At 68.0% G+C, this 12,485-nt stretch carries 15 protein-coding genes; 4 read left to right on the top strand and 11 right to left on the bottom strand.

All coding sequences use genetic code 11. The features are described from left to right. Positions 1–119 precede the first annotated feature (119 nt). From minC to minE, 3 genes are read left to right on the top strand one after another with little or no spacing between them, the layout of a single operon-like run. Entirely contained in the window at positions 120–872 is a 753-nt protein-coding gene (gene minC, locus JI739_RS13090) for a septum site-determining protein MinC (RefSeq protein WP_201684357.1), read from the top strand. A gap of 42 nt (positions 873–914) precedes the next feature. Then, positions 915–1,730, top strand: coding sequence for a septum site-determining protein MinD (gene minD / locus JI739_RS13085; protein ID WP_201684356.1), 816 nt, complete (start codon positions 915–917; stop codon positions 1,728–1,730). A gap of 3 nt (positions 1,731–1,733) precedes the next feature. Continuing rightward, complete coding sequence (gene minE / locus JI739_RS13080; RefSeq protein WP_201684355.1) at positions 1,734–1,997, top strand: cell division topological specificity factor MinE; 264 nt, start codon at positions 1,734–1,736, stop codon at positions 1,995–1,997. On the opposite strand, the gene JI739_RS13075 is transcribed toward minE, so the two are convergent. Together JI739_RS13075 and JI739_RS13070 are read right to left on the bottom strand one after the other, a co-directional pair. Beyond that, positions 1,990–2,337 (bottom strand): hypothetical protein, encoded by a 348-nt coding sequence (locus JI739_RS13075; RefSeq protein WP_236589629.1) that lies wholly within the window; start codon positions 2,335–2,337, stop codon positions 1,990–1,992. The two genes, minE and JI739_RS13075, sit on opposite strands and share 8 nt — an antisense overlap. 326 nt (positions 2,338–2,663) lie before the next feature. Next, the gene (locus JI739_RS13070; protein ID WP_201684354.1) at positions 2,664–3,254 is read right to left on the bottom strand and encodes an NnrU family protein; all 591 of its coding nucleotides are present in this window, start codon (positions 3,252–3,254) and stop codon (positions 2,664–2,666) included. Between the two features lie 152 nt (positions 3,255–3,406). Here JI739_RS13070 and JI739_RS13065 point away from each other — a divergent pair, with 152 nt between their 5' ends. Continuing rightward, the gene (locus JI739_RS13065; RefSeq protein ID WP_201684353.1) at positions 3,407–3,997 is read left to right on the top strand and encodes a superoxide dismutase family protein; all 591 of its coding nucleotides are present in this window, start codon (positions 3,407–3,409) and stop codon (positions 3,995–3,997) included. A gap of 74 nt (positions 3,998–4,071) precedes the next feature. Here the strand turns inward: JI739_RS13065 and JI739_RS13060 are convergent, their stop codons facing one another. From JI739_RS13060 to gyrB, 9 genes are all read right to left on the bottom strand, one after another. Further along, positions 4,072–4,461, bottom strand: a complete 390-nt coding sequence (locus JI739_RS13060) for a hypothetical protein (RefSeq protein ID WP_201684352.1) — start codon at positions 4,459–4,461, stop codon at positions 4,072–4,074. Positions 4,462–4,569: 108 nt separating this feature from the next. Continuing rightward, positions 4,570–4,920 (bottom strand): copper-binding protein, encoded by a 351-nt coding sequence (locus JI739_RS13055; protein WP_201684351.1) that lies wholly within the window; start codon positions 4,918–4,920, stop codon positions 4,570–4,572. After that, positions 4,917–5,414, bottom strand: coding sequence for a DUF411 domain-containing protein (locus tag JI739_RS13050; protein WP_236589546.1), 498 nt, complete (start codon positions 5,412–5,414; stop codon positions 4,917–4,919). Before JI739_RS13050 ends, JI739_RS13055 begins: the two co-directional genes overlap by 4 nt. Beyond that, positions 5,411–5,929, bottom strand: coding sequence for a cupredoxin domain-containing protein (locus JI739_RS13045; protein ID WP_201684350.1), 519 nt, complete (start codon positions 5,927–5,929; stop codon positions 5,411–5,413). Before JI739_RS13045 ends, JI739_RS13050 begins: the two co-directional genes overlap by 4 nt. Before the next feature lie 17 nt (positions 5,930–5,946). Further along, positions 5,947–7,380, bottom strand: coding sequence for a multicopper oxidase family protein (locus tag JI739_RS13040; RefSeq protein ID WP_201684349.1), 1,434 nt, complete (start codon positions 7,378–7,380; stop codon positions 5,947–5,949). Between the two features lie 19 nt (positions 7,381–7,399). Then, entirely contained in the window at positions 7,400–8,827 is a 1,428-nt protein-coding gene (locus tag JI739_RS13035; RefSeq protein WP_201684348.1) for a TolC family protein, read from the bottom strand. Then, on the bottom strand, positions 8,824–9,147 hold the full coding sequence (locus JI739_RS13030; RefSeq protein ID WP_201684347.1) for a hypothetical protein: 324 nt from the start codon (positions 9,145–9,147) through the stop codon (positions 8,824–8,826). The genes JI739_RS13035 and JI739_RS13030 overlap by 4 nt, the downstream gene beginning before the upstream one ends. 120 nt (positions 9,148–9,267) lie before the next feature. Next, on the bottom strand, positions 9,268–9,687 hold the full coding sequence (locus JI739_RS24455; protein WP_236589544.1) for a hypothetical protein: 420 nt from the start codon (positions 9,685–9,687) through the stop codon (positions 9,268–9,270). A gap of 144 nt (positions 9,688–9,831) precedes the next feature. Continuing rightward, positions 9,832–12,429 (bottom strand): DNA topoisomerase (ATP-hydrolyzing) subunit B, encoded by a 2,598-nt coding sequence (gene gyrB / locus JI739_RS13025; RefSeq protein WP_201684346.1) that lies wholly within the window; start codon positions 12,427–12,429, stop codon positions 9,832–9,834. Positions 12,430–12,485 lie beyond the last annotated feature (56 nt).

The raw sequence follows: 12,485 nt of genomic DNA, 5'->3' as shown, positions 1-12,485 counted from the left end.
AGTGTGGACTTCCACTGAATGCGACATCAGGCGCGGCTTGCCCCGTGACTGTAGGAAACGGCCGGCACCCACTGTTAAGATCGCCGCGCCGTATCGTCCAGGCTCGCGCCTTCCTCCGAATGACCGTTGCCCTCGCAAGCCGCGTCCCCGCCACGTTCGAGATCAAGAGCGCCACCCTGCCCTTGCTGTCCCTGCTGCTCAAGTCGCATGACCTGAGCCTCTTGGCCGAAGAGCTTCAGGCGCGTTTCGGAGACATCCCCGATTTCTTCGAGAACGAACCGCTGGTGGTCGATCTCACGCCGCTGGTGGCGGCCCCCGCTGCCCAGATGCCGGACTTCCTGGCCCTGGTGCGCCTGCTGCGCGAATACCGCATGTTGCCGCTGGCCGTTCGCGGCGGCAGTGCCGAGCAGATGCAGGCGGCCATCGCAGCGGGCCTGGCCCCGACCACCGAGACCCTGCTCAATGCCACCCGAGGCGCCGAACCCGAAGCCTCCGCACCGGCCGAGGTCCAGCACATCGAGCCGCCACCCACTTCCGCCCTGGTCATCGACCGGCCGTTGCGTTCGGGCCAGCAGGTCTACGCCCGCGGCCGCGACCTGGTGGTCACCTGCATGGTCAACTCCGGCGCCGAAGTGATCGCCGACGGCCATATCCACGTCTACGCGCCCTTGCGCGGCAAGGCCATCGCCGGGGCCCGGGGTGACACCCAGGCCCGCATCATCTCGCTGTGCATGGAGCCCGAGCTGATCTCCATCGCCGGCGTCTACCGCACCAGCGACGTGCCGTTGCCGGCCGAGGTGCTGTCCAAGCCCACCCAGGTCCGCCTGGTCGGCGGCAGCGAAGGCCGCCTGGTGATGGACCCCATCGCCTAGGCGAGTCCCCCAACCATCCAAGCCACCGAGGACCCTCTCAACATGGCAAGAATCATCGTCGTGACATCCGGCAAGGGCGGGGTGGGCAAGACCACCACCAGCGCGAGCTTTGCGTCCGCCCTGGCCCTGCGCGGGCACAAGACCTGCGTCATCGACTTCGACGTCGGCCTGCGCAACCTGGACCTGATCATGGGTTGCGAGCGCCGCGTGGTCTACGACCTCGTGAATGTCATCCATGGCGAAGCCACGCTCAACCAGGCGCTGATCAAGGACAAGAACTGCGAACACCTGTTCGTCCTGGCCGCCTCCCAGACCCGCGACAAGGAAGCCCTCACCAAGGACGGCGTCGAGCGCGTGCTGACCGAGCTGGCCGGCATGGGCTTCGACTACATCGTCTGCGACTCGCCCGCCGGCATCGAGACGGGCGCCCTGCTCGCCATGCACTTCGCCGACGAGGCGCTGGTCGTGACCAACCCCGAGGTGTCCTCGGTGCGCGACTCCGACCGCATCCTGGGCATGTTGTCCAGCAAGACACGCCGCGCGATCGAGGGCAAGGAGCCGATCAAGGAGCACCTGCTCATCACGCGCTACAACCCCAACCGGGTCGACCAGGGCCAGATGCTGTCGCTGGAGGACATCCAGGACATCCTGCGCATCAAGCTGATCGGCGTCGTCCCCGAGAGCGAATCCGTGCTGCAGGCCAGCAACCAGGGCACCCCGGCCGTGCACCTCAAGGGCACCGACGTGTCCGAGGCCTACCAGGACGTGGTCGCACGCTTCCTCGGAGAAGACCGTCCCCTTCGTTTCGTCGACGCGCAGAAGCAGGGCTTCTTCAAGCGCCTGTTCAGCGGGAGGTAAGGAGTGGCGTCTCTACTGTCCTTCCTCCTCGGCGAGAAGAAGAAGACGGCGGCGGTCGCCAAGGAGCGGCTGCAGATCATCCTGGCGCACGAGCGCAGCGGCCGCCACGGCGACCAGCCGGACTACCTGCCGGCGCTGCAGCGCGACCTGGTGGCCGTCATCAGCAAGTACGTGAAGATCAACCCGGACGATATCAAGGTGCAGCTCGAGCGCCAGGACAACCTGGAAGTGCTCGAGGTGAAGATCGAGATGCCGGACGCTAAGTAGAGCTTCCGCCCACGTTGCCGCCGCGCGTGCCGCGGCCGCCACCCTTGCCGCCGGTGCGCGCCTGCACCACGTTCGTCCCGCCGGCCATCACCTGGCGGTCATGGCGGCTTTCCGGGGTGCGCTGGCCCTCGTTCTTCTGGGTCGGATGGGTCTGTCCCATCTTGTTGTGATCGTTCTCGATCTTGCCCCGATGAGGCTCCTGGCGGTCCTGCCGGCTCACGTTCTGGACGCTGGTGCGTCGCTGCTCCTCCTCGACCGAAGCGGCACTGCCAACCATCTCCGATTCAGGATGCTTGTCGCGGCTTTGTTCGCTGCGAAGGAAGTCGTGCTTCTTGCTCATGGATTCCTTTCGATGGGTGGCGTCATGTCACCCATCCATCTGTGACGATGCGGTCATTCTGCAAAGAGCCACTGGCTCCGCGATGTCGGACAAGGACGGTGTGGTCGCCGCCCTTGTTTCCCGATGAAAGCACCTGCAACAAACTGCCCTGTACGTGCGCTGCGGGCCTACACCAAGCCAGGAACGCCTCGAAGCATCGACGAACTTCAGGCACGGACCGGCCGCGGCCCCGGCGGCACAGGTGACGTGCGCGCCCGCAAGCCTATGACCGCAGCATCGTGGAACAGACCGCCGAGGCCAGCGGCGACACGGGAACGTCAGGGCGCTCAGGCGCCGAAGGGCGCAACCCCGATCCAGCGGGCATGCGCCCAGAACGCGAAACCGGCCCACAACAGCAGGCCCACCACCACCGTGACCATCGTGGCGCTGGTGCTGGCGCTGGCGGCGGGGCCGGCCGCCCCCTGCGCCGCGCGGTCACGCTGGCGCGAGGACCGGTAGTCCAGCACCGCCCAGGCCAGGAAGGAGCCGAACAGCAGCAGGTCGGCCACTGTGCCGTTGGCCAGCAAATGCGCCAGGGCCCAGAGCTTGACGCCCAGGATCATCGGATGGCGCAAGCGCAGTCGCAGGTGGTTGCGGGGCACGTAGGCGGCGACCAGCAGGACGAATGCCGGCACGGTCAGCAGGGCCGCCAGGTGGTTCATGCCACGGGGCGGTGTCCAGAGCACCCACGGTGACTGGCGCGCCACACCGTAGCCCCAGACGATCAGCACGAAGCCGATCACGGCGATGACCGAGTAGAGCCCCTTCCAGGCGCCTTCGCCGCGCCGCTCGATGAATCGGCCGCGCCAGCCCTCGGCGACGATGCGCGTCGAGTGGACGCCCAGGAACAAGATCAGGCCAAGCAGCAAGGCGGTCATGGAAACTCCGGGTGCACCGGCCCCAGCGCCGGCGCGCCATCATACGAAGCGCGGCCGCAGACCCGGCACTTACCGCGCGTTACCTCGAGTTGTTCCGACGGTACGCGCGGTGCTATACCGAGCGGGTTCGCAACCCCACGGGACGACCTCCGATGTCATCTTTCCGACTCGCCACCCTCGCCACCCTCGCTGCGCTGCTGGCCGGCTGCGGCATGCACCATCCGATGCGCACGGGCGGTTCCCTGCAGACCGGGCCGGCAGGGGAAGTCACCGCGGTCGCGCATTTGCGCACCCCCGAAGGCCGGCCAGGCGGCACCGTGCGCATGACCGAGACTTCGCAGGGTGTCCTGGTGGTGGCCCAGGTCGAAGGGCTTGGCTCGCCCGGGCCGCGTGGGTTCCACATCCACACCGCCGGCAATTGCCGCCCGTCGACCGATGCCAGTGGACGCATGGTGCCGTTCGGCGCCGCCGAAGGCCATTTCGACCCCGGCGAAAGCGGTCGCCACGGCCCGCCTGCTCAACCCCCCACCCAGTCACACGCCGGCGACATGCCCAACCTGCCGGTGCAGGCCGACGGCCGCGGCAGCCTGAGCATCCTCAACCCGAACATCACACTCGGGCCCGGGCCGCGATCGGCGATGGGCCGATCCGTCGTGGTGCATGACAAGCCGGACGACCTGCGCAGCCAGCCCGCCGGCGACTCCGGCGCACGGGTGCTCTGCGGGGTCATCGTGCCGGCCTGATCCGGCCGGACCGGGCACACGCGCCGCACGTCACGGCGGCGCGTTGACGATCACGACGAACCCCGCACGGCCTTCTATCGGCCTTGCATCATGGGGCACCGGCCCTGCATGTCGGCCATCGCCACCTGGCCCCGGTCGTTCTTCTTCATGGCGTCGTAGATCGCCTCGTGCGCCTTCATGAACTCGTCCTTCGAGACCATGCCGTCACCGTCGGCGTCCATGGTGCGCATGGATGCAGCCATGCCGGCTCCCATGCCGCCTGCCATGCCCGAACCGGTGCCCTGCATGCCGTGCATGCCGTGCATGCCGCAGCCCATTGCGCCGTGCATCCGCCCGTGCATGGCGCCGTGGTGCATGGCGTGTCCGGAAGCGCGCGCCATCGACTGCTCGCGCGGCGCCGTGCCGGGCATCGCCGCACAGCCAGCCAGCAAGCTGGCCAGGACGCCTGTCATCAAAGCTTTCATGGATGTCTCCTGCTGTGGTTGCCTTCCCGGACGGGGCGGTCCCGCGGCGTTTCAATTTAGGCCGCCGGATCGCACGCGCACGTAGGACCCGCTTGACGAAAGGCCGGCCTACCGGACCGGCTCGATGGCGGTCACCGTCATGGCGCCATTCCGGCTGATGGCCTGGAAGCGCACCTTGTCCCCCACCTTGAGCTTGTCGAGCCACTGCGCGTCCGCGACGCTGAAGACCATGGTCATGGGCGGCATGTCCAGGCTTTTGATCTCGCCATGCCGCAGCGTGAGCTTGGCGTTGGACTTGTCGATCCGCCGCACTTCGCCTTCGGCGAATTCGGACGGTGCCTGCGCCTGCGCCGTGGCGGCCGGCGCATGGTGGGCGTCGTGGCCATCGGTGCCGCCGGCCTGCTGCGCCCAGGTGAAGGTCGAGCCCACGAACAGCGCCGCGGTGATCAGGTGCTTCATGCCTTGTTCCCCCGATAGTGGCTCCACACCTGTGCCGACCCGTCGCTGGCGAGCAGCAGCACGTCGTAGGCGTCGCGCCGGCCGCCATAGGCGGGGGCGTCCATGCCGGGCGAGCCGACCGGCATGCCGGGCACGGCCAGGCCCAGTGCGGCCGGCTTTTCGGCCAGCAGCCGGTGAATGTCGCGCGCGGGCACATGCCCCTCGATGGCATAGCCGCCCACCTGCGCGGTGTGGCAGGAACCGTATCGGTTGGCGATGCCCAGGCGGGCCCGGGCGGCGGTGTTGCCCGTTTCGTGCACCGTGACCGCGAAACCGTTGGCCTGCAGATGGGCCACCCAGTCGGCGCAGCAGCCGCACTGCGGGTCCTTCCAGACCTCCACCGACGGCTTGCGGGCAGTGGGCGCCGCCGCCATGCCCAGGGGATGGATGGCCACGGCGGCCACAGCGAGAAGCAACGCCCGGCGCCGGGGCTGCATGCGGTTGCGATGTGTCATCGATTCACCTCCTTGCTTGCAATGACGTCGATCCGGCCGACCATGCCTGCCTGGTAGTGGCCGGGGATCAGGCAGGCGAAGTCGAAGGACCCCGCCCGGTTGAAGGTCCACACGAGCTCGCCTCGCTTGCCCGGCGACACATGCGCCATGTGCGGCTCGTCGTGTTCCATGTTCGGAAACTTCTGCATCAGCGCGGCATGCTCGTCCAGCGCCTGCCGGGTGCCGATGACCATCTCGTGCATCACCTTTCCCTTGTTCTGCACCACGAACCGCACCGTTTCGCCTTGCCGCAGCTGGATGCGCGACGGGCTGAATCGCATGTCGTCGCCCATGTCGATGCGGATCGTGCGCCGGGCGTTCCGGGCGTCGCCGGCGATGCCCCAGGGCTGCTGCTCCCGGATCGGTTCGGTCGCCGCTTTCGGCGCGCCGTGGCTCTCGTGGGCCCTGGCCGCAGCCACGGCAAGAAAAGACGATGCGCAGGCCGCGAGCGCGCACAGGACGAGGCGTTTATTCATGGTTCTTTCTCCGATGTTCAGTGGCCACCGTGGCCGGGGGCTGGCTTGCGGACCCGGACTTCCACGTCCTGCCGCGGCACCGGCGCGGGGGACGCGGCAGACGCGGGCTGACCTCTGGCGGGTGCTTGCCGCGTGGGCTCGGGTAGCGTGCCGGTGAACTCGTAGGCCACGGTGCCGGCGGGGTGCCTGAACCAGCCCGGATCCGAGTAGTCGCCGCGCGGCTGCTCGCGCCGCACCTTCACGGTGGTGAACATGCCGCCCATCTCCAGCGAGCCGAAGGGCCCGTGCCCGTCCATCATCTTCTGGGTGTTGTCCGGCAGGGGCATCTCCATCTCGCCCATATCGGCCATGCCGCGCTCGCCCATGACCATGTAGTCGGGCACCAGCTTGCCGATCTTGCGCGCCACGCCCCGGTGGTCCACGCCGATCATGGTGGGCACGTCGTGCCCCATGGCACCCATCGTGTGGTGGCTCTTGTGGCAATGGAAGGCCCAGTCGCCCTCTTCGTCCGCCAGGAACTCGAGCTGCCGCATCTGGCCCACCGCGACGTCGGCGGAGACTTCGGGCCAGCGCGAGCCCTTGGGGGTGGGGCCGCCGTCAGTGCCGCTGACGACGAACTCGTGCCCGTGCAGGTGCATGGGGTGGTTGGTCATGGTGAGGTTGCCGACCCGGATGCGGACCTTGTCGCCGTGCCGCACGTTCATCGATGCGATGCCGGGAAACACCCGGCTGTTGAAGGTCCAGATGTTGAAGTCGGTCATGGTCATGATCCGGGGCGTGTAGCTCCCGGGCTCGATGTCGTAGGCATTGAGCAGGAACACGAAATCACGGTCGACCTCTTCGATGAGCGGATGCGGGACCTTGGGGTGCGTGACCCAGAAACCCATCATGCCCATCGCCATCTGCACCATCTCGTCCCCGTGGGGGTGGTACATGAAGGTGCCCGGACGGCGCGCGACGAATTCGTACACGAAGGTCTTGCCCGGCTGGATGGTGGGTTGCGTGAGCCCGCCGACGCCGTCCATGCCGTTGGGCAGGCGCTGTCCGTGCCAGTGCACGCTGGTGTGCTCCGGCAGGCGGTTGGTCACGAAGATGCGGACTCGGTCGCCCTCCACCACCTCGATGGTGGGGCCCGGCGACTGCCCGTTGTAGCCCCAGAGATGGGCCTTGAAGCCGGGCGTCATCTCACGCACCACCGGTTCGGCGACCAGGTGGAACTCCTTGACACCCTGGTTCATGCGCCAGGGCGCGGTCCAGCCGTTGAGCGTGACCACGGCGTTGTAGGGGCGGCCCGTGGGCGGAACCAGCGGCCCGGCCGTGTCGGCCGTGGTCTGGATGACCGGTTCGGGCAAGGCGGCCATCGCCACCCGGCTGACCGAGGCGGCCGTGACGGCACCGGCCATGGCGCCCATGCCGGTCAGGAAACGTCTGCGAGTGTTGGTGGGGATCATGTGGCTTGCTCCACCCGCCTCAATGGCCCGCTTCGGCTGCGGGTGCGCCGGCGGTGGACGGGGAGTTGGTGGGGGACGGGCCGGCGATCGGCCGCCCGATCAGGCTGGAGGCGAGTGCGGCATCGGCCAGCCAGAAGTCGCGATGCGCCTCGATGGCGGCCATGACGCCGGAGACCTGCTCGCGCGCGTCGGCCAGGAGCTCGAACACGCCGATCAGCATCCCGTTGTAGCGCAGCAGGTTCTCCTCGGAGATGGTCTTGCGCAGCGGCACCAGTTCGTCGCGATGGTGGCGCGCCAGGTCATAGGCGGTGCGGTAGGCGGCATAGCTTTCCCGCGCCTGCGAACTCGCCGCCCGGGCGACCGCTTCATAGCGGTTCGCCGCCTCCAGGGCACGCGCGTCCAGCGCGGCGCGGCGGGTCGATCCCCAGTCGAAGACCGGCAGGCGAATCTCCAGCTCGTAGCCGCGGGTGTTGGAGCGCTCCCCGCCCTCGCCGAAGTGCGTGTCGCGACGCGCGCCGAGCTCCACGTCGACCAAGGCGGATGCCAGGTCGACGCCACGGGCCCGGCCGATCTGCTCCAGCTCGAGCCTGGCGAGGCGGGCGTCCAGCCGCTGCCCGGCCAAGGCCGTGTGGACCTGCTCAGTTGCCCGGGGCGACCGAGGCAGCTCCGGCAGGCGTTCAGGCAGCTTCAGCGATGCCGCCTGTTCGGCCGTGAGCCCCAACTGGCGGACCAGTTCTTCCCGCGTGGCGACCGCAGCCTGCCGCGCCGCCGCCAGCCGCGCCGTGGCGTCGGCATAGAACAGGTGCTGGCGCGCGGCCTGCAGCTTGGTGAAGTTCCCGACCAGCTGCATGCGCCGCGCCAGCTCGGCGCTGGCTTCGGCAGCGTCCTTGACCTGCTCGGCGTAGCTCCGGATCTCCTGCGCCGCCACGGCCCGAACCCAGGACCGGCGCGCAGCCGCGACCTGGTCGACCACGAGGCCGGCCAGGCGGACCTGCGCCTGTTCGGACTGCACCCGCGAGACGGCGCGACGCTGCGGCAGGGTGACCAGGTCGAATAGCCCGATCGACAGCAGCCGGCCAATCTCCAGGTCGCCGCCCTCGCGCAGCCGCTCGAACGAGAACATGAGCCCACCAGGCAAGCCGCGCTGCCGCGCCTGCGCCAGCTCGCCCCAGCCCTGCGCCAGCGCCGCCTGGAAGGCGGGGCTGTGGACCAGCGCCAGCTGCACCGCACCGTCCATCGTCAAGGGCGCGGACAGCAGATCGTGGGCCATGGCGACGGCCGCCTCGCGCTGCCCGGCCTCGTCCGCCAGCGCCGCGCGCGCTTGGCCGGAGACCGGGCTGGCCAGCTCGTTGGCCTGCCGCATGGCTGCATTCATGTCGGGTGCCGCGCAGCCCGCCAGGCCCATGGCGACGGCGGCCAGGGCCATGGAAACCTGGAGCCCCCTCATGGATGGTGCCCTGCATGCGGATCACGCGGCGCGGCCGTCCCGGTGCCAGCGGCTGGCGCTGGAGCTCGGGGCTCTGCGGCGGCCCCGCTGATCTCGCGGGCATAGGCACGCCAACCGCCGGCCTCACGCACGGTGTCGTTGCTGCGGCGCCAGTCCTGTACCTCATCGGCCTTGAACGGCTGGTAGGCCTCGAAGGCCGATCGGTACGGCGCGGCGGCCGAGGCGCTTGCAGGCGGGGCTGGTGGGGCGTTCTGGGCGAACGCGTACGGCGAGACCGAAGCCGGCCCGCACAAGAGAATGGCTTTCAAAAGGGGTGACATGGGTCCTCCAACCGATCGATCGGACTGGGCACCGACCCCGGCAGCTGCCGAGGTGCAGGGCCAGCACAACGAAATGAGGGACGGCCGCGCGCCCGCTCAAACGCGGGCACGCGCGGCCGCTCAGATGCGTGGAGGTTTGTCTGGCAGTGGGGTGGCCCGTGTCAATTCGGGCAGGGCGGGGTCAGGCAGCGAGGCCGACACGGGCTCGGCGGCTGCAAGTGTCCTCGTGGGCATCGAAACGCCCACGACGTGACCACAGGAAGCGCAAACCGCACAGCTGTGGCCGGGCGTACCGTCGTCTTCATGGACATGGCCTGGCTCGTCCATGCCGTACGGCGTGGCGTGGACCGAAGAATCGTCTGCACCATGGTGTCGGTGCCCACCGTGCCCTGCATGAGCCGCATGACCCCCGTGTTGAGCCTGGGCCAGCATCGCTGGGGCCTCGACCGGTTCGCACAAGCGCATGGAGGCCGCCGCAAAGCCCTGCAGGGGCAGGGCAAGCAGCAGCAGCCAGGCGAAGATGAAACGAAGGGCGGTCATGGCAGCGGGATTCTACGTTCGGGTCCGCAGCCGGATGGCCGACGAGCCGAATACCAGAAGCATCGTAAACCTTGCCCTCGGGGCAAGGTCAAGCGCTCCTCGGTACCTTCGCTTGAACGACCGACCCCGCCCGCCCGCCCCGGCTCAGACGTCGATATTCGCCGCCCTCAGCGCATTGTTTTCGATGAATTCGCGGCGAGGCTCCACGTCATCCCCCATCAGCATGGTGAACACGCGGTCGGCCTCGATGGCGTCGTCGATCTGCACCCGCAACAGGCGCCGCACCGCTGGGTCCATGGTGGTTTCCCACAGCTGCCCGGGGTTCATCTCGCCCAGCCCTTTGTAGCGCTGGCGGCTGGTCGAACGCTCGGCCTCGGAGATGAGCCAGCGCATGGCCTGGCGAAAGTCGGAGACCTTTTCTTCCTTGGCGCGCTCGCCCTCGCCGCGACGCACCGTGGCCCCTTCGTGCAGCAAGCCTCGGAAGGTGTCGGCGGCTTCGGCCAGCGCCATGTAGTCGGCACCGTGGACGAAGTCCTGCGTGATCACGCTGCTTTTGACGTTGCCGTGGTGGCGCCGGCTGATGCGCAGGATGGGCTTGTCGGTGCGGGCGTCGAACTCGCCGGCCACTTCGGCGGGCGCTGCGTTGTTGGCCCGGTCGACCTCGTGCAGCTTGGCCTGCAAGGCCAGGGCCGACGCCTCCGCTTCGGGCACGGTGTCGAGGTTCAGCTTCACGCCGTCGGCGATGGCTCGCAAGCCTTCCGCGTCCATGAAGCCGGACAACCGGTTGATCACCTGTTCGGCCACCTGGTGCTTGCGAGCCAGCTCGCTGAGGGTGTCGCCGTTGATGACCGTCGGGTTGTCGCCTCCGGTGCTGACGCTGGCCCCGTTGAGGGCGACCCGCAGCAGGAATCCATCGAGCTCGGTGCCGTCCTTGAGGTACAGCTCCTCCTTGCCGGCCTTGACCTTGTAGAGCGGCGGCTGCGCGATGTAGATGTGGCCGCGCTCCACCAACTCGGGCATCTGCCGATAGAAGAACGTGAGCAGCAGCGTGCGGATGTGCGCGCCGTCCACGTCGGCGTCGGTCATGATGATGATCCGGTGGTAGCGCAGCTTGCCGACGTTGAAGTCGTCGGCGCCGCCGCCGTTGCTGCCACCGGCCTTGCCGATGCCCGTGCCCAGGGCGGTGATGAGGGTGAGGATCTCGTTGCTGGTGAGGAGCTTCTCGTAGCGGGCCTTCTCGACGTTCAGGATCTTGCCGCGCAGCGGCAGGATGGCCTGGAACTTCCGGTCACGACCTTGCTTGGCGCTGCCACCGGCGGAGTCCCCCTCGACGATGTAGATCTCGCACTGCGCCGGGTCCTTCTCCTGGCAATCGGCCAGCTTGCCTGGCAGGCCCATGCCGTCGAGCACGCCTTTGCGTCGCGTCATCTCGCGGGCTTTGCGCGCCGCTTCGCGCGCACGGGCCGCTTCGATGATCTTGCCGACGATGATCTTGGCGTCGTTCGGGCGCTCCTGCAGGTAATCGGTGAGCAAGCGCGCCACGATGTCCTCGACCGGACCGCGAACCTCGCTGGAGACCAGCTTGTCCTTGGTCTGGCTGGAGAACTTGGGCTCGGGCACCTTCACGCTGAGCACGCAGGTCAGGCCTTCGCGCATGTCGTCGCCGCTGACTTCGACCTTGGCCTTCTTGGCCAGCTCGTTCTCCTCGATGTACTTGTTGATCACGCGGGTCATGGCCGCGCGCAAGCCGGTGAGATGGGTGCCGCCGTCCCGCTGGGGGATGTTGTTGGTGAAGCACAGCACCTGCTCGTTGTAGCCGCTGTTCCACTGCATGGCGACCTCGACACCGACGTTGGTGTTCTGGTCACTCATGCGGTCGCCGAGGGCATGGAAGATGTTCGGATGCAGGACCGTCTTGCCCTTGTTGATGAATTCGACGAACCCCTTGACCCCGCCAGCCCCTGAGAAATCGTCGTGCTTGCCGCTGCGCTCGTCGATCAGCTTGATGTTCACGCCGTTGTTCAGGAAGCTCAGCTCGCGCAGGCGCTTGGACAGGATCTCGTAATGGAAGTCATTGTTCTCCCGGAAGATCTCGGTGTCGGGCAGGAAGTGCACCTCGGTGCCCCGCTTGTCGGTGTCGCCCAGGATCTGCATCGGTGACACCGGCACGCCGCCGACCTCCTGCACGATGCGGTTCTGCACCACGCCGCGACTGAATTCGAGCACGTGCACCTTGCCGTCGCGACGCACCGTCAATCGAAGCATCCGGGACAGTGCGTTCACGCAGCTCACGCCCACGCCGTGCAGGCCACCCGAGACCTTGTAGCTGTTCTGGTTGAACTTGCCGCCGGCGTGCAGTTCGGTCAAGGCGATCTCGGCAGCCGAGCGCTTGGGCTCGTGCTTGTCGTCCATCTTGACGCCGGTCGGGATGCCGCGGCCGTTGTCCACCACGCTGATGGAGTTGTCGGTGTGGATCGTGACGACGATGTCGTCGCAGTGGCCCGCCAGGGCTTCGTCGATCGAGTTGTCGACGACCTCGAACACGAGGTGGTGCAGGCCGGTCCCATCGGAGGTGTCGCCGATGTACATGCCGGGCCGCTTGCGAACGGCCTCCAGCCCTTCGAGGATCTGGATGGAGCTTTCACCATATCCCGCGCTGGCACCCGGCTGGTTGACGTCGATCGGCGGCTGCTGTGGGGCACCGTTGCCACCGTCGGCGGCCATCTCGTTGTTCTCGGACATATGCTGTTCTCTCGGATCTCAGGGCCATGTTCCGGCTGGCGGACATGGCAAGCGCG

It is taken from the genome of Ramlibacter aurantiacus (assembly GCF_016722895.1).
GTDB classification, from domain to species: domain Bacteria; phylum Pseudomonadota; class Gammaproteobacteria; order Burkholderiales; family Burkholderiaceae_C; genus Ramlibacter; species Ramlibacter aurantiacus.
This window is presented reverse-complemented; position numbering and strand designations above follow the sequence as displayed.